This is a genomic window from Pseudomonas sp. WPR_5_2 (genome assembly GCF_003634475.1).
Classification (GTDB): domain Bacteria; phylum Pseudomonadota; class Gammaproteobacteria; order Pseudomonadales; family Pseudomonadaceae; genus Aquipseudomonas; species Aquipseudomonas izuensis.
This window is the reverse complement of the sequence record NZ_RBLA01000007.1, coordinates 22,155-44,816: the sequence shown is the minus strand read 5'-3', so window position 1 is coordinate 44,816 and position 22,662 is coordinate 22,155. Positions and strand designations below refer to the sequence as shown.

General features: G+C 60.1%; 18 protein-coding genes, 1 other RNA gene and 1 pseudogene. 11 read left to right on the top strand and 9 right to left on the bottom strand.

Translation table 11 applies throughout. The annotated features are described in order from the left end of the window. Positions 1-89 precede the first annotated feature (89 nt). The 9 genes from BJ917_RS23925 to BJ917_RS23885 all read left to right on the top strand — a co-directional run bounded on the left by BJ917_RS23925 (position 90) and on the right by BJ917_RS23885 (position 10,667). Positions 90-914 (top strand): (Fe-S)-binding protein, encoded by an 825-nt coding sequence (locus tag BJ917_RS23925; protein WP_121104918.1) that lies wholly within the window; start codon positions 90-92, stop codon positions 912-914. Next, entirely contained in the window at positions 911-2,365 is a 1,455-nt protein-coding gene (locus BJ917_RS23920; protein WP_121104916.1) for a LutB/LldF family L-lactate oxidation iron-sulfur protein, read from the top strand. Before BJ917_RS23925 ends, BJ917_RS23920 begins: the two co-directional genes overlap by 4 nt. Next, entirely contained in the window at positions 2,365-3,036 is a 672-nt protein-coding gene (locus BJ917_RS23915) for a lactate utilization protein (RefSeq protein ID WP_121104914.1), read from the top strand. The genes BJ917_RS23920 and BJ917_RS23915 overlap by 1 nt, the downstream gene beginning before the upstream one ends. Next, positions 3,033-5,843: an FAD-binding and (Fe-S)-binding domain-containing protein gene (locus tag BJ917_RS23910; protein ID WP_121104912.1), complete on the top strand. Its 2,811-nt coding sequence runs from the start codon at positions 3,033-3,035 to the stop codon at positions 5,841-5,843. The genes BJ917_RS23915 and BJ917_RS23910 overlap by 4 nt, the downstream gene beginning before the upstream one ends. Positions 5,844-6,036: 193 nt before the next feature. Then, positions 6,037-6,312, top strand: coding sequence for a hypothetical protein (locus BJ917_RS23905; RefSeq protein WP_096513530.1), 276 nt, complete (start codon positions 6,037-6,039; stop codon positions 6,310-6,312). A 97-nt stretch (positions 6,313-6,409) separates the two neighbouring features. Then, positions 6,410-6,807, top strand: a transfer-messenger RNA (tmRNA) gene (gene ssrA, locus BJ917_RS23900). Between the two features lie 166 nt (positions 6,808-6,973). Next, positions 6,974-8,380, top strand: coding sequence for a DUF2252 domain-containing protein (locus tag BJ917_RS23895; RefSeq protein WP_121104910.1), 1,407 nt, complete (start codon positions 6,974-6,976; stop codon positions 8,378-8,380). 177 nt (positions 8,381-8,557) lie between these two features. Continuing rightward, positions 8,558-9,145, top strand: coding sequence for a ribosomal protein S5-alanine N-acetyltransferase (gene rimJ / locus BJ917_RS23890; RefSeq protein WP_096513532.1), 588 nt, complete (start codon positions 8,558-8,560; stop codon positions 9,143-9,145). Between the two features lie 82 nt (positions 9,146-9,227). Continuing rightward, positions 9,228-10,667, top strand: coding sequence for a glycosyltransferase family 39 protein (locus BJ917_RS23885; RefSeq protein WP_121104908.1), 1,440 nt, complete (start codon positions 9,228-9,230; stop codon positions 10,665-10,667). A gap of 198 nt (positions 10,668-10,865) precedes the next feature. On the opposite strand, the gene BJ917_RS23880 is transcribed toward BJ917_RS23885, so the two are convergent. After that, complete coding sequence (locus BJ917_RS23880) at positions 10,866-11,699, bottom strand: phosphatase PAP2 family protein (RefSeq protein WP_096513534.1); 834 nt, start codon at positions 11,697-11,699, stop codon at positions 10,866-10,868. Positions 11,700-11,725: 26 nt separating this feature from the next. After that, entirely contained in the window at positions 11,726-12,397 is a 672-nt protein-coding gene (locus BJ917_RS23875; protein WP_096515575.1) for a histidine phosphatase family protein, read from the bottom strand. Between the two features lie 268 nt (positions 12,398-12,665). Here BJ917_RS23875 and BJ917_RS32865 point away from each other — a divergent pair. Both BJ917_RS32865 and BJ917_RS32860 read left to right on the top strand, forming a co-directional pair. Next, positions 12,666-13,727: pseudogene (locus BJ917_RS32865) on the top strand (methyl-accepting chemotaxis protein); the annotation flags it as partial. Then, entirely contained in the window at positions 13,722-14,585 is an 864-nt protein-coding gene (locus BJ917_RS32860) for a methyl-accepting chemotaxis protein (RefSeq protein ID WP_372237759.1), read from the top strand. The pseudogene BJ917_RS32865 and the gene BJ917_RS32860, both read left to right, overlap by 6 nt. 106 nt (positions 14,586-14,691) lie before the next feature. Here the strand turns inward: BJ917_RS32860 and BJ917_RS23865 are convergent, their stop codons facing one another. From BJ917_RS23865 to BJ917_RS23835, 7 genes are all read right to left on the bottom strand, one after another. After that, positions 14,692-15,060, bottom strand: coding sequence for a glyoxalase superfamily protein (locus BJ917_RS23865; protein WP_096513536.1), 369 nt, complete (start codon positions 15,058-15,060; stop codon positions 14,692-14,694). Positions 15,061-15,154: 94 nt separating this feature from the next. After that, complete coding sequence (locus BJ917_RS23860; RefSeq protein WP_121104904.1) at positions 15,155-16,636, bottom strand: amidohydrolase family protein; 1,482 nt, start codon at positions 16,634-16,636, stop codon at positions 15,155-15,157. A 1-nt stretch (position 16,637) separates the two neighbouring features. Continuing rightward, positions 16,638-17,498 (bottom strand): MurR/RpiR family transcriptional regulator, encoded by an 861-nt coding sequence (locus BJ917_RS23855; RefSeq protein WP_096513538.1) that lies wholly within the window; start codon positions 17,496-17,498, stop codon positions 16,638-16,640. 26 nt (positions 17,499-17,524) lie between these two features. Then, complete coding sequence (locus tag BJ917_RS23850) at positions 17,525-18,874, bottom strand: gluconate:H+ symporter (RefSeq protein WP_121104902.1); 1,350 nt, start codon at positions 18,872-18,874, stop codon at positions 17,525-17,527. Between the two features lie 178 nt (positions 18,875-19,052). Beyond that, a complete protein-coding gene (locus tag BJ917_RS23845; protein ID WP_121104900.1) occupies positions 19,053-20,498 on the bottom strand; it encodes a SulP family inorganic anion transporter in 1,446 nt (481 codons plus the stop codon). Between the two features lie 205 nt (positions 20,499-20,703). Next, a complete protein-coding gene (locus BJ917_RS23840; RefSeq protein WP_121104898.1) occupies positions 20,704-21,597 on the bottom strand; it encodes an NAD-dependent epimerase/dehydratase family protein in 894 nt (297 codons plus the stop codon). Between the two features lie 103 nt (positions 21,598-21,700). After that, on the bottom strand, positions 21,701-22,612 hold the full coding sequence (locus tag BJ917_RS23835; protein WP_121104896.1) for a LysR family transcriptional regulator: 912 nt from the start codon (positions 22,610-22,612) through the stop codon (positions 21,701-21,703). Between the last annotated feature and the right edge of the window lie 50 nt (positions 22,613-22,662).

Genomic DNA, 22,662 nt, shown 5'->3' with positions numbered 1-22,662 from the left:
TTCACACCTGGTCTGTAAGGCTGCTGAAAGCGTGCATCGCTATAGTCAGCAGCCTCAACGGACGGACAACCGGCCGAGAGACACGCCTGATGAGCGAGCTTTTTTACAACGCCGTGCCGAATGCGACCCGCGTCGCCCCGCCACTGCCCGAGCCTCGGCAATACCCCAGCGAGAAACCGCAACGGGTGTACCTGTTCGGGACCTGCGTAGTGGATTTGTTCTACCCGGAAGCCGGAATGGATGCGATCCACTTGCTGGAGCGCGAAGGCATCCGTGTCGAGTACCCGCAAGGGCAAAGCTGCTGCGGACAACCGGCCTACACCTCGGGTTACACCGAACAGGCCAGGACCGTCGCGCGCTCGCAACTGGCGCTGTTCGCCGGGGATTATCCGGTGGTGGTGCCCTCCGGTTCCTGCGCCGGCATGTTGCGCGAGCACTATGCCGATTTGTTCAAGGACGAGCCGCACATGTTGAAACAGGTTCAAGCACTGGCTGCCAGGACCTATGAACTCGCCGAGTTCTTGCTGTTTGTCTGCAAGGTACAGCTCAAGGACAGCGGGGAACCGGTGAAAGTGGCGTTGCACACGTCGTGTTCGGCACGCCGTGAAATGAACACCCACCTGCACGGGCGCGAGCTGTTGTCGCAGCTGAGCAATGTGGAACGGGTCAATCACGATCACGAAAGTGAGTGCTGTGGCTTCGGTGGGACATTCAGCGTCCGTATGCCGGACATTTCCGGGGCGATGGTGGCTGACAAGACCCGATCGTTGAAGGAATCCGGCGCGCACAAGGTATTGAGTGCCGATTGCGGTTGCCTGATGAACATCAACGGTTCGCTGGAGAAACAGAAGGAAGCGTTGCGCGGCCAACACCTGGCCAGCTTTCTCTGGGAAAGAACCGGAGGCGCACAATGAACGCTTCCGCGATTATTCCTACGGTCGCCGTAGAAGAAGATTTTCGCACCCGAGCTCACGAGGCGCTGGGTGATGCGCAATTGCGAAACAACTTTCGCAAGGCGATGGATTCACTGATGACAAAACGGGCAACGGCTTTCAGCGATGCCCATGAAAGAGAACATCTGCGAGCACTGGGCAATGCTGTCCGCGCCCGTGCGTTATCGAAGTTGCCCGACCTGCTTGAGCAACTGGAACAGAACCTGACCCGCAACGGTGTGACAGTGCACTGGGCGGAAACGGTGGACGAAGCCAATGGCATCGTCCTCTCGATCATCCGCGCTCACGAGGGGCGGCAAGTGATCAAGGGCAAATCGATGGTCAGCGAAGAGATGGAGATGAACCATGTCCTCGCTGAACAGGGCATTGAATGCCTGGAATCGGACATGGGCGAGTACATCGTCCAGCTCGACCACGAGAAGCCTTCACACATCATTATGCCGGCGATCCACAAGAACGCCGGCCAGGTCGCGTCCTTGTTCCACGACAAACTTGGCGTGGAATACACCAAGGACGTTGACCAACTCATTCAGATCGGTCGCAGGGTCCTGCGGCAGAAATTTTTCGAAGCGGACATCGGCGTCTCCGGCGTCAACTTCGCCGTGGCCGAAACCGGCACCCTGCTGCTGGTGGAAAACGAAGGCAACGGTCGCATGACGACCACAGTGCCACCGGTGCACATTGCCGTCACCGGTATCGAAAAAGTCGTGGAAAACCTGCGCGACGTGGTTCCGCTGTTGTCGTTGCTGACCCGTTCGGCCCTGGGCATCCCGATCACCACCTACGTCAACATGATCTCCGGCCCGCGCAAGGAACATGAACTCGACGGCCCGCAAGAAGTGCATCTGGTGCTGCTGGACAACGGTCGCAGCCAGGCGTTTGCCGACAGCGAATTGCGCCAGACCCTGAACTGCATCCGCTGCGGCGCCTGTATGAATCATTGCCCGGTCTACACCCGAATCGGTGGCCATGCCTACGGCGAGGTCTACCCCGGCCCTATCGGAAAAATCATCACCCCGCACATGGTCGGCCTGGCGAAAGTCCCTGACCACCCAAGCGCCTCTTCGCTGTGCGGTGCCTGCGGCGAAGTGTGCCCGGTCAAGATTCCGATCCCTTCCCTGCTGCGGCGTCTGCGCGAAGAGAACGTCAAGGCACCCGATAGCCCGCATCAAGCGATGCGCGGCCAGGGCAGCAAGTACTCGCGCAAGGAACGGTTCATCTGGAATGCCTGGGCCAGGCTCAACAGCTCACCGATGCTGTATCGCCTGTTCGGTTTCTTCGCCACGCGCCTGCGCGCACTCACGCCAAGTAATGTCGGCCCATGGACACAGAACCACAGCGCGCCGAAACCCGCCGCCCGCTCACTGCATGACATGGCTCGCGAGCATCTGGCCAAACAGGGAGATCGTTGATGAGCGCCAAGCAAAATATCCTCGGCAAATTGCGTAAAAGTCTGACAGGCACTACACCCGTGGCCGACAACTTCGATGTCGATTTGGTCACCGAGCCTTACACCTACACCGCAGAACAACGCATCCCGCAACTACGCAAACTGATGGAAGCGGTGCACACGGAAATCCATCTGACTTCGGGTGAAGACTGGCCGGCCTTGCTGGCGAAACTGCTGCTGGATCGTCAGCTGCCGAGCCTGTTGATCGCACCGACGACACCTCACGGTCAATGCGTCACTCGGCACTGGGCGAAAAATCCGAACCTGCCGACACTCAAGGCCTACGACCGTCCGGTAGAAGAATGGAAAGCCGAGCTGTTCAATGACACCCCGGCCAGCCTGACCTCTACCCTGGGCGCAATCGCGGCGACCGGTAGCCTGATTCTCTGGCCAACACGGGAAGAACCGCGCTTGATGAGCCTGGCGCCACCGGTGCATTTCGCTTTGCTCAAGGCCAGCGAAATCCGCGATAACTTCTATCAGGTGCAGCAGGAATACGAATGGGCCCAGGGCATGCCGACCAACGCTTTGCTGGTGTCCGGTCCGTCGAAGACTGCCGACATCGAGCAGGTGCTGGCCTACGGCGCCCATGGCCCGAAGGATTTGGTGGTGTTGATCCTGGAGGACCAATGAGTCTACCGGCCGCTTTCTTGCGCGATGCGCAGCAACTGATCCCCCGGGAACGTCGCTTCGACGACCCGTTGTCGACTTTGGCGTTCGGGACCGACGCCAGTTTCTATCGCCTGATTCCGCAACTGGTGATCCGTGTCGAGTCCGAAGATGAAGTGGTGGCGCTGCTGCAACTGGCGCAACGCGATCAGGTTCCGGTGACCTTCCGCGCCGCCGGCACCAGCCTGTCCGGCCAGGCCATCAGCGATTCGGTGTTGATCGTCCTTGGGGATAACTGGAACGGTCGCGAGATCCGAGGCCAGGGCATGCAAATCCGCCTGCAACCGGGCGTGATCGGCGCCCAGGCCAATGCCTGGCTGGCACCGTTCGGGCGCAAGATCGGCCCGGACCCGGCATCGATCAACGCCTGCAAAATCGGCGGCATCGTCGCCAACAATGCCAGCGGCATGTGCTGCGGCACCGCGCAGAACACCTATCACACCCTGGCCGGGATTCGTCTGGTACTGGCCGATGGCAGCCGTCTCGATACCGAAGATGCCGCCAGTGTCTCTGCGTTTCGGCAAAGCCATGCATCGCTGCTGGAACGCCTGGCGACACTGGGTCGCGAAACACGCGCCAACACCGAACTCGCTGCAAAAATTCGCCACAAGTACCGTCTGAAAAATACCACCGGCCTGTCACTCAACGCCCTGGTGGATTACGACGAGCCTGTGGATATCTTGAGCCACTTGCTGGTGGGCTCCGAAGGCACCCTCGGCTTCATCAGCGCAGTGACCTACGACACGGTGATCGACCATCCGAACAAGGCCTCGGCGCTGATCGTCTTCCCGAACGTGGAAACTTGCTGCAATGCAGTCACCGTGCTGAAAAGCCAGCCGGTGTCAGCCGTGGAACTGCTGGACCGCCGCAGCCTGCGCTCGGTGCAGAACAAACCCGGAATGCCCGCTTTCGTACAGCACCTGTCGAACAATGCCTGCGCCTTGCTGATCGAATCCCGCGCGGCATCGTCTACGTTGCTACAGGAACAACTGGCGCAGATCATGGCGTCACTGGCTTCGTTCCCGGTGGAGAAACAAGTCGACTTCACTGAAGACCCAACGGAAAACGCCCGCCTCTGGGCGATCCGCAAGGACACCTTCCCCGCCGTCGGCGCAGTGCGCAAGACCGGCACCACGGTGATCATCGAGGACGTGACCTTCCCGGTGGAACAACTGGCCATCGGCGTGAATCGCCTGATCGAGTTGTTCGACAAACATCACTATGACGAAGCGATTCTTTTCGGACACGCCCTGGAAGGCAATCTGCATTTCGTCTTCACCCAAGGCTTCAACAGCGCGGAAGAAATCGCACGCTACCAGGCGTTCATGGACGACGTGGCACAGTTGGTGGCCGTGGAGTTTGGCGGTTCGCTCAAGGCTGAACACGGCACGGGGCGCAACATGGCGCCTTTCGTCGAACTGGAATGGGGCAGCGACGCCTACCAATTGATGTGGCAACTCAAACGCCTGCTCGATCCCAACGGCATCCTCAACCCGGACGTGGTCCTCAGTGAGGATCCACAGATCCACCTCAAGCACCTCAAACCTTTGCCGGCCGCCGACGAGATTGTGGATAAGTGCATCGAGTGCGGCTTCTGCGAGCCGGTCTGCCCATCGAAAGGCCTGACCCTGAGCCCGCGCCAGCGCATCGTGATCTGGCGGGACATCCAGGCGAAAAAACGCGCCGGGGTCGATACCCGGGAACTTGAAGCCGCCTACGAATACCAGGGCATCGAAACCTGTGCCGCGACGGGTCTTTGTGCTCAACGCTGCCCGGTAGGAATTAACACCGGCGAGCTGGTGAAAAAGCTTCGCGGCCAGCACGCAACCCATACGAAAACCGCCAACTGGATCGAAGGAAATTTCGCCACGGCGCTGCAGGGCGCGCGACTGACCCTGCATGTGGCAAACGGTGCCCGGATGTTGCTGGGGGCACCGCGGCTGACAACGCTTTCCGCTGCCGTGACCCGACTGTCCAAAGGGCAAATCCCGCAGTGGACCAACGCCATGCCGCAGCCTGAACGGGCGATCCGCTTCAGCCCGCCCGTGACGGACGAGCGACCGCGAGTGGTATACCTGGCCGCGTGCGTTTCACGCGCCATGGGCCCGGCTGCCGGCGACAAGGAACAAATGTCGCTGTACGACAAAACTCGCGGACTGCTGGAAAAAGCCGGTTACCAAGTAGTCTTTCCGGACAATCTGGACAATCTTTGCTGCGGCCAGCCGTTCGCCTCCAAGGGCTACGCCGAACAGGCCGAGCACAAACGCCAGGAGCTGATCGGCGCATTGCTCCACGCCAGCCGAGGGGGCCTCGACCCCATCTACTGCGACACCAGCCCGTGCACCCTGCGCCTGATTCAAGACCTGGGAGAAACCCGCCTCGACCTGTACGACCCGGTGCGATTCATCCGCACGCACCTGGTGGATCGCCTGGAGTTCACACCTCAGGAGGCACCGATCGCCGTACACGTGACCTGCAGCACCCAACACCTGGGGGAAAGCCAGGCGCTGATCGACCTGGCGCGCAAGTGCAGCAAAAACGTGGTCATTCCGGAAGGCATTCACTGCTGCGGCTTCGCTGGCGACAAGGGCTTCACCACGCCGCAGTTGAACGCCCATTCGCTGCGCACACTCAAGGAGGCGGTGCAGTATTGCAGCGAGGGAATATCCACCAGTCGTACTTGTGAGATCGGCCTGACACAACACGGCGGAATCGACTACCACGGGCTAGTCTATCTGGTGGACCGCGTTACCCAGGCCAGGGTGACCTGATGACAAGGCCTCAAGGAAGGCGCATTCAGGCGCCTGCTGAGTAGTTTCTTGCGGGTATCAACACAGAAAAACAGAACCCTGACGTGTCGCCGCAGTCCACCGATCAAGTCCCGCCAATGCGGGCCTTTCCCAATACTCGGCAGCCCGACCTGATGGCCAGCGATGCCTGGCCACTCAGTTCAAGGAGATACTCATGAAACGTTCTGTACTGTTTGGTCTGTTCGTTACTGCCTCAATGCTGGCCTCCCCCTCGTTTGCCGCCGAAAAAGATCAATGCGCGCTCAATCTGAAAACCATCGAAAACGCAAAGGCACAGATTCCTCCCGAAATGACTGACCAGGTAGCGGACTCTGTCGAGAAAGCCCAAGCCGACCAGGCAAAAGGCACCAAACAAGGTATTGATGATTGCATTGCCGAGACCAACCAAACCATCCAGGACCTCAAGAACGCGAGCAAAGGCGGAAAGTAACTCTTGGCTCAAGGCCAACCTTCGGGTTGGCCTTCCGGGCCACATTGACGTAGACTGTACAGGCTTGTTGCTCATTTGATTCACGAGCAATGAGTTCGGGGCCGTTTAGGATTCGACGCCGGTTGCGAAACTTTAGGTGCATGCCGAGTTGGTAACAGAACTCGTAAATCCACTGTTGCAACTTCTTATAGTTGCCAATGACGAAAACTACGGCCAGGAATTCGCTATCGCTGCGTAAGCAGCCTTAGATCCTGAGCTTCTGGTACCTTCGGGTCCAGCAATCATTAGGGGATGTCTGTAAACCCGAAATGATTGTCATATAGAACAGAATCGCCGTGCAGTACGTTGTGGACGAAGCGGCTAAAACTTACACAACTCGCCCAAAGCACCCTGCCCGTCGGGTCGCTGAGGGTTAACTTAATAGACACGGCTACGCATGTAGTACCGACAGCGGAGTACTGGCGGACGGGGGTTCAAATCCCCCCGGCTCCACCAATTCGTCTTCCCGGGAAGACTCGAAAAAGCCGTAAAGCCAACGCTTTACGGCTTTTTTGTTGCCCACGATTATCACGTGTCCCTCGCCAGCCGTTGACCACACCTGCTCCCTGCCCTTCTACACTCAATCGGCAATCACCTAAAACAACCGCCGAAATGAGCCCCCATGACCTCCCTCAAAGACGATTTCAAACAAGGCAAGGACGCGCGCAAGAAGTGCCCGCGCAGCGCTCAGGCTTCGCTGGGAAAAGCCAATCGCGATCCGATTCCGTTGATCAAGGCGTCGAGTCAGGGGCGGGTCAAGTCGCTGGTCGAGTTGCGTTACGGGCGCATGCTCGTGTCGCCGTTTACCTTTTACCGGGGCAATGCATTGCTGCATGCACACGACTTGGCGGGAACACCGGACATGGGGCTGGTGTCGCCGATCTGCGGCGACTGTCACCTGATGAATTTCGGTGGCTTTGCCACACCCGAACGCAATCTGCTGTTCAGCGTCAACGACTTTGACGAAGCCCATCCCGGACCTTGGGAGTGGGATTTGAAACGCCTGGTCGCGAGTTTTCTGGTGGCCGCCCGCGACCTGCGTCATGGCGGTTCGGTTGAAGAAGCGATCTGTCATGAAGTGGTGAGGGCCTATCAGAAGACCCTGCTTGAGTGCGCCGAACAGAGCGCGCTGGAAACCTGGTACGAATCCATCAGCTATGACGATCTGCTGCAGCAGGCAAACAAAAGCACGCTGGAGCATGTGCAGCGCGCCATCGAAAAAGCCGAGCGGCGCACCCACGCCGAACTGTTGCCCAAAATAAGCGAGCGCGACGCCAAAGGTCGCCTGATCATTCGCGATGACCTGCCGGAAATCTTCCACCTGCATAACAGCACCACGCTGCTCGATGCCGACGATGACTGGCTGCGGTTGTCCGACTGGCGACCGCTGTTCGACACACTCATGCGCGATTACCGCGTCACGCTGCAAGCCGATCGCCGTGAACTGTTGTCACGCTTCGAGGTTCAGGACATGGCATTCAAAGTGGTGGGCGTCGGTAGCGTCGGCACCCGCTGCCTGGTGGCCCTGCTGACTGACGGGCAGAACTTCCCGTTGTTCCTGCAATTCAAGGAAGCACGCCCCTCGGTGCTGGCCAATTACGTTAAACGTAAGTCACGGGTACGACATGAAGGCCAGCGCGTCGTCGATGGCCAGCGGCTCATGCAATCGGCCAGTGATTTGTTCCTCGGTTGGACCACCGGCCCCAGCGGACGTCATTTTTATGTAAGGCAATTGCGCGACATGAAAATCTCGGCCGAACTGGAAACCTTCGATGGCGAAGCCTTTGCCGCCTACGGGCGGCTTTGCGGGCGGGCATTGGCCCGCGCGCATGCCAAGTCATCGGGGCACGCCGCGGTGATCAGCGGCTACATCGGCAAAGGCGACGCACTGGCCGATGCGCTCTACACGTATGCCCAAGGCTATACCGAGCAGAACGAACGCGACTTCGAACGCTTCCAGCAAGCCTGCCGCAAGGGGACGTTACGCGCACGTTCAGACGCCGACTTTGCGGCGGATCATTTGCCTTGAGCCTGGCTCATCGACCGAGACATGAACTTTTCTTCACCCCACCTTAATGCCCCACCCTGTACATTTGCCTCGCTCATTCAAGAAACTACGGTTTGCCCGCCCTCCCGCGGGCTTTTTTTTGCCTGTAGATTGCTCGTCACTCTCTCCACCGATAGGGCATAGCGCCCGGAGCGCCAGATGACGATCCTCACCCTGCCCTGCAAACGCCTGACGCTGGCGATCCTGAGCCCCAGCCAGGCCGTGCTGGAAAGCGATTTCTATCGACGCAACCAGGCACATCTCGCACCGTGGTCGCCGGTTCGGCCGGACGATTACTACAGCCCGGAAAAAATACGTTCGCGCCTGGCGCAGCAGGAAATGGCCTTCGACGAAGGGTACGCGGTGCATTTTGCGGTGCTGGATCGCGACAGCGAGCAGATGATCGGCGCGTGCAATTTCAGCGGTATCGTTCGCGGGGCCTTTCAGGCGTGCTATCTCGGCTACCACATTTGCCAATCCCGCCAGGGCCAGGGCCTGATGCAGGAAGCGCTCGAGGCGGGCATCGGTTATATGTTCGAAACCATGAACCTGCACCGGATCATGGCCAACTACATCCCCGGTAACGAACGCAGCGCGCGGTTGCTGGAGCGCCTGGGTTTCGAGCGCGAGGGGTATGCCAAGGCGTACCTGAACATTGCCGGGCGCTGGCAGGATCATGTGCTGACGGCGCTGGTCAGCAAGGTTTACGAAAACCCGGACGAGCTCTGGTCGCGACAGCTTTCGTAAGTTTCACTCGCCGTTCACGATTCGTTAAGTTATCGCCTCGTATGCTGGGCTTTCCCGGTCCTCCTTCGGTCACCAGAAGCCCATGTCGCGCCCCGCCACTTCGCTCTTGCTGCTTGCCGCGATGCTGTTTTTCTTTGCCTTGGGCAATCACCAGTTACAAGGCTCCACCGAACCCAGGGTCGCCGGGATCGCCATGGAAATGCAGCTGGAAAACGATTGGGTGACGCCCCGCCTGTTCAGCGAACCGTTTCTGGAAAAACCACCCCTGAGCCTGTGGCTCGATGCCGCCGCGATCCGTGAATTGGGCGGCACACCCTGGGCCGTGCGCCTGACATCGGCGTTTGCCGGGCTGTTCAGCGTGATGCTGCTGTACGGGATGCTGCGCCGCTATGGCCGGCCCGTCACCGTTGCATGGACCGCCGCCATTTTGCTGGCGACCATGGCCAGTTACTGGAGCAACGTGCGCGGTGTCGGCGAGGATGCGCTGCTCGCCCTCGGCGTGAGCATGGCCCTGTTGGCGTTTTTTGCCGGGCAACGTCAGGCGGGCGTCGGCAACGGTTTGCTGTTTGCCTCGGGCATCGCGGTCGCCACGTTGAGCAAAGGCGTACTGGGCCTGGCCATGCCGGGAGTGGTGATCTTCGCGTGCCTGTTGGCCGAGAGCGTGATGGACAGACGCGTGAAGCTGGCGAACTGGTTGCGGCCAGGGCTACTGACGCTGCTGGGGCTGGTGCCTCTGATGATCTGGCTCGCCGTGTTGTATCGGCGCGACGGCATCCAGGCGGTGACCGACGTGTTGCTGACCAACAGTGTCGGTCGGTTCAGCGGCGCCTTCGTCGAGGCCGGGCATTACGAACCGTTCTACTACTACCTGGCCAAACTGCCGCAAGCATTTCTGCCCTGGAACATTCTGGTGTACCTGGGACTGTGGCACTTTCGCAAAAGCCTGGTGGCCAACCGTTACTTGCTGTTCTTCACCCTGTGGGTACTGGCGCAGTTTGTGATGTTGACGTTGGCGTCGAGCAAACGCACCGTATACCTGATGTCGATGACACCCGCCGCTGCGGTCATCGCGGCCGAATACGCGAGTGTGCTGTTCGAACGCCTGAAGGCCCGGGAAGGCTCTTCGACCTGGCTGGGTCGCCTCGCCGGATACCGCCACGGCCTGGCCATCGGCACGCTGACCGTGGTCATCGGTGGCTACCTCGCGGCCGCGCAATGGGCGCTGCCCCATGCCGATCGCAAATTGTCTTTCCTGCCCCTGATCGAACAGATCCAGTCGATGCAGGCCCATGGGCAACAGGTCGCGCTGTTCCAGGCCAATGAACGGGTGGGCGGCGCCAGCGTGTTCTATACCCGCAGCCTGCTCAAGGGGCTCGATACCGAGGCGCAGCTTCATGAATTTCTGAGGGCATCGCCCGATCATGTCGCGATCCTGTCCGGCAATGCTGAACCTGTCGCACCATTGAAGGTGCTCAAGACGATGAAGGTGGGGCAGCAGGCATATTACTTCGTCGGTCAGTGAGTCGCAGGACTCAGTCTGAACGACCGCGTTATCGTTCTTCGCGAGCAGGCTCGCTCCCACAGGAACATCGTCATTCACAGGTTTCGTGAACGACATCAATCCATTGTGGGAGCGAGCCTGCTCGCGAAAGCGATATCCCAGACAACAAAAAACCCGCCCCCTTACTCAGGAGACGGGTTTCGCCATGCAACAAATATTTCAGTTCACAGACTCAGCCTGAGCCCCCAACTGCGTTCCTTCATGCTTTTTCAACACAGGTTGCTCCAGCCGCGCCCGCCCATAAAACGCCAGCGCCGTCAGCAAACAAGCCAACCACACGAAGATTCCGGACCAGAAGGTGTGGGACATGTAGTGCCAGCCTTGCAGCACCCGCGTCGTGCCATACACGAAACCCAACCCCAGCGAGCCGTACATCAGCGCCTTGGAATAACGCCAGCGATAACGGCGCGCGACGAAGTACAGCGCCAACATGGTAAAGCCACCGGAGGCATGCCCACCGGGCCAGCAGCGGCCATCACCGGCCTCCTTCAGCAAATCGAAATTCTCGTACCATTCCTTGTGCTCGATTTTGCCCCCGTACTGCGTCGTTTCAATCGGGCAGTACACGCTGGTATGGCTCTTGAGGTAATGGATGACACCGGTACAGATGGAAAACGCGAACACCACGTAAAGAAAATCCCGCCGGTGTTTGGTGGCAAACCGCAGCACGGGCGCGACTCTGATTTTTTCCAGGAACGCGATGAACTTCGTGTGTTTCTCCGCCTTCAGCCGCGGCCACAGAAACGACACCAAGGCACCGATGATCGCAATTTCGCCGGTCCAGTTCGGGATGATCCGCGCCCATTTATGGGTGATCTTTTCGAACAGATGTACGTGTTCCAGCGGAAAGGTCTGCGTCACCGGATCAAAAAAAAGATCGCTGAAGGCGATGTCGATTTTTGTCATGTCGAACATCAGGAACACTACGGCGGCACAGACCAGCGGAATACCGAAGTTCATCCAGTAAAAACGGGAGCGGGTGGAAGTCAAAATCGTGTGTCCTGATCCATAGAGTGAATTTATTTAGAGGTCATCGAACGCCAGTCCGAGGCTTCAATGTAACCGAGCATGTGCGGCTTCTGCAGCGTTTCGGCATCGATAAACAGCGAAGCGCCGTACCCCAGGGTCGAGGCCGGCAACTTGAGGTCTTTCTCCAGTTCCGACATGCATTCGCTATGGGTCACCAGGATCAGGTTGCGCCCGGCGACCTTGTGCGCCAGTGCGTCGCGCAACATGGTGCCCTTGCAGTTCACCAACCACTCGTCACCCACACCGACCTTGTTGAACATGAAACCAGCGGTCTGCGCCGTGCGCATCATCGGGCTGTTGTAGATGTCAGCCTTGTCGATACCCAAATGTTCGAACTGCGCGCCGACGTCCACCGCCACACTGCGCGAGCGATCGGTAATCCCGTCGTTGCCACTCAGGCAAGGCGCCGGGGAGTGATCGCAGCGCTCGACATGGCGCACCAGCACAATGATGTCACCCTTGGCCCATCCTGTCTGCAACGCCCGGGCACCGGCGACGTTGCCATGGGCCAGGTCCGGCACGGCGGCAGGACGAAGTAAGAACACGGTCAACGGGATCACCAGCAGCGCCGAGGCCAGCACCACGACTGCTTTGCGATGCCGGGCCAAACGGCTCAGATCGATCGAGCGATTTATACCGAACAGACTCAGTCTCAATTCCACATCAAGCCGCCTCGCCGGCATACACCACTTCGTTGGATGGGCTGAGGGTACAGAGACGGGCGTGGGCAGGCAGTGAAACGATTGTGAAAAAAAGCTTAAGGGCCGCACAAAAGACGCAAAAGTCTTGTTACAGAACTGGCCACAAAATCCTTTCAGCTCTGGTGATCGCGGCCGATACAGACCTTCTACACACCTTGCTGGCACCTAAAAACAACAATCTTCCAGCCAACCGACGATAAAGAAGCACCACGTTCCTGGAGGAATTTTGATGAATAGCTGGTTCGGCAATATCAGCGTGAACCTGAAACTGGGCCTGGGATTCGGCCTGGTCCTGGCCCTGACCTGCGTCCTCGCCCTCACCGGCTGGACCAGCCTCGGCAGCTTGATTGACCGCAGCAACTGGATGAGCGACATCACCCAGCTCAATGCCGGGCTGACCAAACTGCGTGTGGTTCGCCTGCAATACATGCTGACCAACGGCGACGAAACCACAGCCCAGACCGTCCAGACCAGCCTGGAAGCCTTTTCCGCGCAACAGCAGGCCCTGCTGGTGAAATTCAAGAGCCCGGAAAACCTCAAGTTGCTCAAAGAGCAAGGTGCCGTCATCGACGCCTACAAGACGTCGCTGGACAAAATGCGTGGCGCCTACCGCGCCGGCAACAGCGCACGGGATGTCATGACCGCCAATGCCGAAACCGCCAACACGCTGATCAACGCCTTGAACACCGGTGTGCAACAACTGCCGCCCGGCGATCAGCGTTTCGAACAGTTCCAGGCCATCACCGCCGCCCGGGAAGCGTTCCTGCTGGCCCGCTACGAAGTGCGCGGCTACACCGCTTCCACCAACGCCGAGACCGAGCAGAAAGCCGTCACCCAACTGGACGCCGCCATCGCCAGCCTGAAACCGCTCAGCGTGCATTTCGCCGACGTGCAACCAGACGCCCTGCCTAAACTGGTCACCGCGCTGGGCAACTACCGCAACGCCTTGCAGGCTTACAAAACCGCGAACATCGATGTGGTGCAAGCGCGCAAGGAAATGACCGACGAGGGCGCTGCCATCGTCTCCCTGAGCGAGCAGCTGTATCAGATCCAGCTCGACCGCCGCGATGCCGAAAGCGCCAAGGCGCGCACCCTGCAACTGGTCAGCACATTGCTGGCGCTGCTGGTAGGCATCATTGCCGCCGTCCTCATCACCCGCCAGATCACCGGCCCGTTGCGCGATACCCTGGCCGTGGTCGATCGCATCGCCAGCGGTGACTTGTCCCATAACGTCAGGGTGACCCGCCGCGACGAACTCGGTGTATTGCAGCAAGGCATTGCACGCATGGGCGTGACCCTGCGCGACCTGATCAGCGGTATCCGCGACGGCGTCACCCAGATCGCCAGCGCCGCCGAAGAGCTGTCGGCCGTGACCGAGCAAACCAGCGCCGGGGTCAACAGCCAGAAGGTCGAGACCGACCAGGTGGCCACTGCCATGCACGAGATGACGGCCACGGTTCAGGAAGTTGCGCGCAACGCCGAACAGGCCTCGCAGGCCGCCGCCGCTGCCGACGGTGAAGCCCGCGAAGGTGACAAGGTCGTCAACGAAGCGATTGCACAGATCGAGCGCCTGGCCAGCGAAGTGGTGCGTTCCACTGAGGCCATGAGCGTGCTGCAACAGGAAAGCGACAAGATCGGCAGTGTCATGGACGTGATCAAGGCAGTGGCGGAACAGACCAACCTGCTGGCGCTCAACGCCGCCATCGAAGCCGCCCGTGCCGGTGAAGCCGGGCGTGGCTTTGCCGTGGTGGCCGACGAGGTCCGTGGCCTGGCCCAGCGCACGCAAAAATCCACCGAAGAAATCGAAGGCCTGGTCGCCGGTCTGCAAAACGGCACGCAACAAGTCTCGGCAGTGATGAACAACAGCCGCGTTCTCACCGACAGCAGCGTGGCCCTGACCCGCAAGGCCGGCGAGTCACTGGAAAGCATCACCCGCACGGTGTCCAACATCCAGTCGATGAACCAGCAAATCGCCGCCGCAGCCGAGCAGCAAAGCGCCGTGGCCGAAGAGATCAGCCGCAGCATCATCAATGTGCGCGATGTTTCGGAACAGACCGCTGCGGCCAGCGATGAGACGGCCAAGTCCAGTGTCGAACTGGCGCGGTTGGGGAATCAGTTGCAGATGATGGTGAGTCACTTCCGGGTCTGACGCTCAATCTGCATTGAATGAAAGGCCCATTCGCGAGCAGGCTCGCTCCCACAGGTTCAATGAACACCCTGTGGGAGCGAGCCTGCTCGCGAAAGCGGTCTAACGTTTACACGCTAATCGCATTGGTAAACACCAACCGATTGCCAAACGGATCGCTGATGGTCATGTCCTGGCTGCCCCACGGCATCGCCTGGATCTGCGGGCGGGAGAATGAATAATCCTTGGCCAGCAGCTGCTGCTGAAAGGCTTCCAGTTCATCGGTCTCGATGCGCAGGGCCGAGCCTGGTGTCGCGTCGCCGTGATGTTCGGACAGGTGCAATACACATTCGCCACGGGACACTTGCAGGTACAACGGGAAGTTGGCTTCGAAGCGGTGCTGCCAGTCGATCTTGAATCCAAGGAAGTCGACGTAGAACTCAACCGCCTTGTTTTCATCGAAGATCCGCAGGATCGGAGTGGTTTTGCCGAAGCTCATCGAGTTGCTCCCAGACAGAAGTAGCCCACAGTGTAGCCGGGCGGTACGTCAGCGAATCGGCTTGGTGCAGGCATTCTTTAATCTCAATATGCCATCACTGTGACGCACCCCCCAAAACGCTCAGAAAGCCGTCGCGCAAATCCCCTTCCCGCGCCAGAAACCGCCCTTCCCTGCGTCCGTTCGCCTGACCGTCGCGGTAACTCAGCACACCGTTGACCCACACGCCTTCGATGCCTTCGGCTGCCCGTTGCGGGTCATTGAAGTCGGCCACATCACGAATGGATGCCGGGTCGAACAACACCAGGTCTGCCCAATGCCCTTCACGGATCTCGCCCCTGCCCTTCAAGCCGAATCGCGCTGCCGACAGCCCGGTCATCTTGTACACGGCGGTGTGCAGCGGAAACAGTCCTACGTCTCGGCTGAAATGTCCGAGCACTCGCGGGAATGCCCCCCACAGCCGTGGATGTGGGAACGGATCTTCCGGCAAGCCATCGGAGCCGACCATCGACAACGGATGCGCGAGGATCCTTCGCACATCGGCTTCGTCCATCCCGTAATACACCGCGCCGGCCGGTTGCAGTTGGCGGGCCGCATCGAGCAAGGACAGGTTCCATTGCGCGGCGATGTCTATCAGGTCGCGGCCACCCATTTCCGGATGGGGCGTGGACCAGGTGATGGTGATGCGGTGGGCATCGGTGACTTGCTTGAGGTCCAGGGTCGAGGAGCTTGCCGCATAGGGATAGCAATCGCAGCCCACGGGGTGGGTTTTCGCCGCTTCTTCTAGCGATGTCAGCAGTTGCGGACTGCGCCCCCAATTACCGGCGCCGGCACATTTGAGGTGGGAAATGATCACCGGGGATTTCGCGTGGCGGCCGATTTGGAACGCCTCGTCCATGGCCTCCAGCACCGGTTCGAATTCGCTGCGCAAATGGGTGGTGTACACCGCGCCGAAAGCCGTGAGCTCTTCGGTCAGTTGCATGACTTCATCGGTGGACGCCGAGAAGGCGCTGGCGTAGGCAAGACCGGTGGACAAGCCCAGTGCCCCGTCCTCCAGGCTTTCGCGCAGTTGCTCACGCATGCCGGTGATTTCATCAGGCGTGGCGGTGCGATACAGGTCATCGAGGTGATTGCTGCGCAACGCGGTATGACCGACCAGGGCGGCAACGTTCAGCGTGGTGTTCGCCGCTTCGACAGCGGCACGGTAATCGCTGAATTTAGGGTAAACAAACGCAGCGGATGTGCCGAGCAGGTTCATCGGGTCCGGCGGATCGCCGCGCAGACTCACCGGCGAGGCGCTGATCCCGCAGTTGCCGACGATCACCGTGGTCACGCCCTGACTGAGCTTGGGCAGCATCTGCGGCTGGCGGATCACCACGGTGTCGTCGTGGGTGTGCACGTCGATGAACCCAGGCGCCAGCACGTGACCCTTCGCATCGATTTCTTCAGCGGCGCGGGCATCGCGCAAGTCGCCGATGCGCTCGATGCGACCGTTGAGTAGCGCCACGTCGGCGGGGTAACCGGGGCTGTTGCTGCCATCGATGATCAGGGCGTTGCGGATCAGCGTGTCGTACTGCATGTCAGTCTCCCAGCGGCAGGTGATCGTCGCCGCCGCGGTAATCGTCCAGGGCGAGTTTGATCCGCCGCAGACGCTCTTGATTGTCTTCAGGATTGGCCAGTGCCAGCTCGGTGGCAAGCACATCAATGGCGAGCAGCATGCCGTAGCGTGCCGCCGTCGGTTTGTAGATGAAGGAGGTTTCGGCACTTTGCAGTGGCAACACGATGTCAGCCAGTTGCGCCAGCGGCGAGTCACCGCGGGTGATGGCCAGGATCCGTGCGCCGTAATTGCGGGCCAGTTCCACCGTTTCGAGCAACTCGGGGGTGATGCCGGTCAATGAGCAGACGATGACCACGTGCTCGGCACTGAGGCTGGCGGCGGTGATTCGCATCATCACCGCGTCATGGCACACCGCAATCGGGTAGCCGAGCCGCACCAGGCGCACTTGTAGCTCATCGCTGCACAGGGTCGAGCAGCCCCCCATGCCGAAGGCATGAATCATCCGCGCCTTGCCCAACAGTTTCACCGCATCGGCGAAACGTGACTCATCGAACGCTGCCAGATGCTGGCGCAGGGTCGATTCGATATCCCCCACAATCTGTCCATAGAATGCCGACTGCTCTGGGGTCCCCGCCGGGTCGAGAAACCGGCTGCCGACACCGCTGGCCTGGGCCAGTTGCAGGCGCAGGTCACGCAAGTCCCGGCAGCCGACCGTACGAGCGAAACGCGACAAAGTGGCGGTACTGACTTCCGCCCTTTGCGCCAGCTCATCGAGGCTGGCGGAGGCGGCAAATCCTACGTCGTCGAGCATCAGACGGGCGATGCGTCCTTCACCGGCGCTGAAAGAATCCTGGCGGGCGCGAATCTGGTAAAGGATGTCCATGGCAGGCTACTCCGGCTAAATCAGGGCTAAATCAGGTAGGAAAGGCCAACGGTCAGGCCGAAGGCGACGAGCGAGATCAGGGTCTCAAGCACGGTCCAGGTCTTGAAGGTCTGGGCCACCGTCATGTTGAAGTATTCCTTGATCAACCAGAAGCCGCCGTCGTTGACGTGGGAAAAAATCACCGAGCCGGCGCCGGTCGCCAGCACCAACAGCTCCGGATGTGGATAACCCAGGCCAATCGCTACTGGCGCGACCACGCCCGAGGCGGTGGTCATGGCCACTGTGGCCGAACCGGTGGCGATGCGCATCAGCGCGGCGAACAGCCAGCCCATCAACAGCGGCGACAGATGGAATTCGTGGGCCAGGCCGACGATCTGGTCAGTGACACCAGCATCCACCAGAATCCGGTTCAAGCCGCCACCAGCGCCCACCAACAGGGTGATGCTGGCAGTCGGCGCCAGGCATTCGTTGGTGAACTTGAGGATCGATTCGCGGTTGAAACCCTGGGCCAGGCCGAGGGTCCAGAAGCTCAGCAAGGTCGCCAGCAGCAGTGCGATCACTGAGTTACCGATGAACAGCAGGAACTGGTTGAAACCGGTGCCCGGTGTAGAAATCAGGTTGGCCCAACCGCCGATCAACATCAGCACCACCGGCAACAGAATGGTCGCCATGGTGATGCCGAACCCCGGCAGGCTGTCACGCGGTTCACGTTCGAGGAACTGGCGCTCCAGCGGGTTTTCCGCCGGCAACTGAATGCGCGGCACGATGAATTTGGCGTACAGGGGACCGGCGATGATCGCCGTGGGAATGCCGATCGCAATTGCGTAGAGCAAGGTCTGCCCCACCGACGCCTGATAGACCTGCACCGCCAGCATTGCCGCCGGGTGCGGCGGTACCAGTGCGTGCACCACCGAGAGCCCGGCAACCATTGGTAAACCGACCATCAGGATCGACACGCCGACCCGCCGCGCCACGGTAAACGCAATCGGCACCAGCAACACGAAACCGACCTCGAAGAACAGCGGCAGGCCCACCAGGAACGCGATACAGACCATCGCCCAATGCGCGTTCTTCTCGCCGAAACGGTCGATCAAGGTCCGCGCCACCTGCTCGGCACCGCCGGACTCGGCCATCATCTTGCCGAGCATCGTACCCAGCGCCACCACCAGCGCGATATGCCCCAGGGTCTTGCCGACTCCGGCCTCATAAGCCCCGACCACGCCGGACGGCGGCATCCCCGCCACCAGCGCCAGACCGATGGAAATCAGGGTGATAACAATGAACGGATTGAGTCGGTAACGGGCGATCAACACGATCAGCGCGATGATGGCGATGGCGGCGTACACCAACAGCCAATAGCCGAAGGACAGGGTCATGCGGTACTCCTCGAGAGGGTCACGTCAAAATAGTTGTGAAACTCTTAAAACATTTCGAGGCGTGATTATCAAACGAGGTGAAAGTAATTTTCGTAGAGAGGCAAGTGATGTCGCTGAGGGATATGCCGTGTCGCAAATAATGAAAATCGGACCGGCGAATTTTCATCGCCGGGCGCCGTCAATCGTGGTCCACCCGAGCACGCTTGAGCAGTTTCCTGCAGCGCTCGGACAAGTGCAGCACGCGCAGGTGTTTGCCGGCTTTTTCGTAGCGCTCGCGCAGCGTCTTGAGTGCGGCAATGGCTGAGTAGTCGACGAAACTCAAATGACGACAATCGATCGTCACCACCGACGGGTCGTTGGCAGGGTCGAACTGATTGAGGAACGGTGTCGTCGAAGCGAAGAAAAGCGTGCCATGCAGCCGGTAAAGCTTGCTGCCATCGGCTTCAACGTGGCTGTCTGCGTAGAGTTCGCGAGCCTGCTGCCAGGCAAAGTTCAGCGCGGCAATGATGATCCCGCACAGCACCGCCGTGGCCAGGTCGGTGAACACGGTGATCACCGTCACGGCGACGATCACCAGTACGTCGTTGAGCGGCACCTTATTCACCACCCGCAGCGAAGCCCAGGCGAAGGTTTGCTGCGATACCACGAACATCACCCCGACCAGCGCTGCCAGTGGAATGCGCTCGATCAGCGGCGACAGAAACAGGATGAACAACAAGATCGACACCCCGGCCACCACACCGGACACACGACCTCGCCCACCGGAACTGAGGTTGATCACGGTCTGGCCGATCATCGCGCAGCCACCCATGCCGCCCAAGGCACCGGACACCATATTCGCCGCCCCCAGCGCCACGCACTCTCGGTCCGGATAACCGCGGCTCTCGGTGATTTCATCGGTGAGGTTCAGGGTCAGCAGGGTTTCCAGCAGGCCGACCAAGGCCATCAGGATCGCGTAAGGGGCAATGATGCGCAGGGTGTCCAGATTCCACGGAATGTCCGGCAACGCAAAGGTCGGCAAGCCGCCGGCAATGTGTGCCATGTCGCCGAGGGTGCGGGTCGGCAGGCCCAATAGATAAACCGCCAGGCCCACCCCCAGAATCGCCGCCAGTGCGGGCGGCACCGCGCGGGTCAGGCGCGGCAGCACGTAGACAATCGCCATGGTGACAGCCACCAGGCCAATCATGATGTACAGCGGCGCGCCGCTCAGCCACGCATCACCACGCTTGAAATGTTCCAACTGCGCAAGCGCGATGATGATCGCCAGGCCGTTGACGAAACCGAGCATCACCGGGTGCGGCACCATGCGCACCAGTTTGCCGAGCTTGAGCAAACCGAAGGCGGACATGATCAAACCACCCAGCAACACAGTGGCCAGCAAGTACTGCACACCGTGCTGCACCACCAGCGCGACAATCACCACCGCCATCGACCCCGCAGCCCCGGACACCATCCCCGGCCGGCCACCGAACAGCGCGGTGAGCGTGCAAATGATGAACGCGCCATACAGCCCCATCAGCGGGTTGAGATGGGCCACCAGCGCGAAAGCGATGCATTCGGGCAACAGGGCAAAAGACGTGGTGAGGCCGGCCAGGACATCGGCGCGCAGGTGTTTTGGTTTCATGGGGGACCGCAGGGAATAGCGAGAAAGAGTGTGCGGATGTTACGGAATCGAGGGCAGCCCGGCCAGTTGTTGGAACTTCAGAAATGCCTTCGCGAGCAGGCTCGCTCCCACAGTGGATCTTCGTCGAACACAAAATCCGTGAGCGATGATATTAAATGTGGGAGCGAGCCTGCTCGCGAAGGTGGCAACGCGGACTACAGCGAACTCACACCATTTCGTGAAGAATCCACTCAACCACCGACGTGCGTTTGGGCACCCACCCCAACAACTCCCGCGCATGCTTGCCGCGAACACGGCTGTTGGAACCCAGGCCATAGTTGGCCATCTCGTAGCCCCACTCAGCCTCGGCGTCTTTGAGCGGCCAGTCTTGCGGCTCGCCCAGGTTCAACGCCTGCGCCATGGCAGTGGTCATGTCGATGAACGACGCTTCGCCGCTTTCGACGAAGTAGAACGTGCCCGGGATATTCTTGGTCAGCGCCAGCAGGTACAGCGACACCACGTCTTCGATGTGCACGTTGGACCAGATGTTCTGGCCGGTGCCGACATGGCGAACCACGCCACTTTTACGCGCCTGTTTCAGCAAGCGCGGCAGTTGCACGCTGTCGCGATGGACACCCAGGCTGTGGCCGTAGATCAGGGTGTTGCAAATGACCGCCGAGTTCACCCCGTCCTTCGCCGCAGCGAGGATCAGGTTATCGATTGCCACCCGCGCGGCCTTGTCCACGGTCGGCTCCGGCAGGTTGTCTTCGAAGTAAATGACGTCACTGGATTGGCCGCCCGACGCATCGCCGACGATGCTTGAACCGCTGGTGTGCAGAAATACCTTGTTGGAGCCACGCAAGGCATTGAGCAAAGCTTCCACCGCGCCGCGATGGTCGCTGCTGGCGGCGTTGATCACGGCGTCGGCGGACCGGGCCTGGTCCGCCAGCAGTGCACTGTCATCCAGCGTGCCGATCACTGGCGTGATACCCAGCGCTTTCAGCTCATCCGCTTGTTCGGCGTTGCGCACCAGACCGGTGACGTTGTGACCGGCCTTGATCAGGCCTGTGGCGATAGAGCCGCCGATAAAACCGGCAGCGCCGGTAACGAATACGTTCATGGAGAAACTCCCTGCGTTGATAAGTGATGCAACGAGTATCAGGGAGAGATCCGTGACGAAAAATCCCCGCTGACCCAATTCACTCTTGCGCAGGGATCACGAATCAGTCCTTGAAATCCGAGCTCGCATAAAGCGCCAACTTGCTCTGGATGAAGTCCAGGAAACACTGGATTCGCAGCGCCAATTGCGAGTTGCGGTAGTACACGGCGTTGATGGGCTGGCGATAACCACTGTTGAACTCCGCCAGCAACACTTTCAAGCGCCCGGCACGAATGTCCTCGATGGTCATGTAGTGCGACAGGCTGGCGATGCCCTGGCCCTCCAGCGCCAGGTGGCGGATGGTCTCGCCGCTGGAGGCACCGAGCGACGCCTGGATCGGCCAGCGATCACCCTGCACATGGCGCAGCGGCCATTGGTTGAGGCCTTCGTTATGCGTGAAGCCCAGCAGCGAATGGCCGGACAGATCCGCCACCGCCGTCGGTGTACCGTGCTTTTCCAGGTACGCCGGGCTGGCGACGATGTGCAACGGACTGCAGCCCAGGGAGCGGGCGTGCAGGGTCGAGTCGGTCAGCGTGCCGATGCGGATGGCGATGTCGGTGCTCTGTTCGAGCAGGTCGATGATCAGGTCGTTGCTGTTGAGTTCGAGCTGGATATCGGGGTAGAGCCCGCGGAACTCATCGATGTAGGGCACGATGGCGTGCAGCATGAACGGCGAGGCGGCATTGATGCGCAAGCGCCCGGACGGTGTTTGCTGGCGGGAGGACAAGCGCTCTTCGAGTTCGTCCATCTGATCAAGAATCAGCTTGGCGTGCTCGAAGAAATACTTGCCTTCCTCGGTGAGGTCCATGCGCCGCGTGGTGCGATTGATCAACGTCGTATCGAGCTTGGCCTCCAGCCGCGACAGCGTGCGGCTGACCGCCGACGGCGTTTGCCCGACCTGCTCGGCCGCCGCCGAAATCGACCCGCACTCAATCACGCAGACGAAAATCTGCAACTCATCGGATCTGGCTTTCACCTGCTTTCCTTATCGAAAATTCAGCGACGGTTTTTTTGGGTCATGCTTTC

What these genes read in the sequence shown, in the direction of transcription:
- BJ917_RS23925 (WP_121104918.1), top strand. Translation starts at nt 90, where the DNA reads ATGAGCGAGCTTTTTTACAACGCCGTGCCGAATGCGACCCGCGTCGCC.
- BJ917_RS23920 (WP_121104916.1), top strand. Translation starts at nt 911, where the DNA reads ATGAACGCTTCCGCGATTATTCCTACGGTCGCCGTAGAAGAAGATTTT.
- BJ917_RS23915 (WP_121104914.1), top strand. Translation starts at nt 2,365, where the DNA reads ATGAGCGCCAAGCAAAATATCCTCGGCAAATTGCGTAAAAGTCTGACA.
- BJ917_RS23910 (WP_121104912.1), top strand. Translation starts at nt 3,033, where the DNA reads ATGAGTCTACCGGCCGCTTTCTTGCGCGATGCGCAGCAACTGATCCCC.
- BJ917_RS23905 (WP_096513530.1), top strand. Translation starts at nt 6,037, where the DNA reads ATGAAACGTTCTGTACTGTTTGGTCTGTTCGTTACTGCCTCAATGCTG.
- BJ917_RS23895 (WP_121104910.1), top strand. Translation starts at nt 6,974, where the DNA reads ATGACCTCCCTCAAAGACGATTTCAAACAAGGCAAGGACGCGCGCAAG.
- rimJ (WP_096513532.1), top strand. Translation starts at nt 8,558, where the DNA reads ATGACGATCCTCACCCTGCCCTGCAAACGCCTGACGCTGGCGATCCTG.
- BJ917_RS23885 (WP_121104908.1), top strand. Translation starts at nt 9,228, where the DNA reads ATGTCGCGCCCCGCCACTTCGCTCTTGCTGCTTGCCGCGATGCTGTTT.
- BJ917_RS32860 (WP_372237759.1), top strand. Translation starts at nt 13,722, where the DNA reads ATGGGCGTGACCCTGCGCGACCTGATCAGCGGTATCCGCGACGGCGTC.
- BJ917_RS23865 (WP_096513536.1), bottom strand. Translation starts at nt 15,060, where the DNA reads ATGAGCTTCGGCAAAACCACTCCGATCCTGCGGATCTTCGATGAAAAC.
- BJ917_RS23860 (WP_121104904.1), bottom strand. Translation starts at nt 16,636, where the DNA reads ATGCAGTACGACACGCTGATCCGCAACGCCCTGATCATCGATGGCAGC.
- BJ917_RS23855 (WP_096513538.1), bottom strand. Translation starts at nt 17,498, where the DNA reads ATGGACATCCTTTACCAGATTCGCGCCCGCCAGGATTCTTTCAGCGCC.
- BJ917_RS23850 (WP_121104902.1), bottom strand. Translation starts at nt 18,874, where the DNA reads ATGACCCTGTCCTTCGGCTATTGGCTGTTGGTGTACGCCGCCATCGCC.
- BJ917_RS23845 (WP_121104900.1), bottom strand. Translation starts at nt 20,498, where the DNA reads ATGAAACCAAAACACCTGCGCGCCGATGTCCTGGCCGGCCTCACCACG.
- BJ917_RS23840 (WP_121104898.1), bottom strand. Translation starts at nt 21,597, where the DNA reads ATGAACGTATTCGTTACCGGCGCTGCCGGTTTTATCGGCGGCTCTATC.